We start from the raw sequence: 817 nt of genomic DNA on the forward strand, positions 1-817 counted from the left end.
CGTGGCTGGTGTGGGGGTGGGTCAGTGGGTCAGTGCGGGGATTTGGATTTTGGCGTCGTGTTCGAGGATGCGTTGTTGGAGTTCTTGGAGGCTGCGGCCGGGTTCGAGGCCGAGGCCGTCGACGAGGGCTTCGCGGGTGCGTCGGTAGACGCGCAGGGCGTCGACTTGGCGGCCGCTGCGGTAGAGGGCGAGCATGAATTGGTGGCAGAGGCGTTCGCGCATGGGTTCGGTGGCGGTGAGGATTTCGAGTTCGGGGGTGATTTCGCGGTGTCGGCCGCAGGCGAGTTCGGCGTCGAGGCGGTCTTCGAGTGCGGAGAGGCGTTCGTCTTCGATGGCGGCGAGTTCTGACCAGCAGGTGCCGGTTTCGACGAGGTCGGCGAGGGCGCGTCCGCGCCAGAGGGTGAGTCCTTCGTTGAGGAGTTGGGCGGCGCGGTGGGGGTTGCCGTTGGTGGTGGCGTTGCGGCCTTCGCGGACGAGTCGGCGGAAGCGGTAGAGGTCGATGGTTTCGGTGTCGATGCGCAGTTGGTAGCCGGGTGGGTGGGTGCGCAGGGTGGGGTTGGTGGTGGGGTCGGTGTTGTGGGTGAGCATGCGGCGGATGCCGGAGACGGCGTTCTGGACCATTTTGCGGGCGGTGGGGGGTGGGTTGCCGTCCCACATGGCGTGCAGGATTTGGCTGGTGGCGACGACTTTGTTGGCGTTGAGGAGGAGGTAGCCGAGGATTGCGCGTTGTCTGATTCCGCCGAGTTCGAGGTGGTGGCCGTTGTTGGTGACTTCGGTGCTGCCGAGTACGGAGAAGTGCATGGGTTTGCTCCGGGGG

1 protein-coding gene is annotated in these 817 nt (G+C 66.0%); it reads right to left on the bottom strand.

Annotation, left to right across the window (positions count from 1 at the left end; all coding sequences use genetic code 11):
- Positions 1-21 precede the first annotated feature (21 nt).
- A partial coding sequence (locus tag ACLQ22_RS31885; RefSeq protein WP_425695581.1) for an AfsR/SARP family transcriptional regulator occupies positions 22-817 on the bottom strand: 796 nt, incomplete at its 5' end.

The organism is Micromonospora sp. DT178 (assembly GCF_049841695.1).
Taxonomy (GTDB): domain Bacteria; phylum Actinomycetota; class Actinomycetes; order Mycobacteriales; family Micromonosporaceae; genus Micromonospora.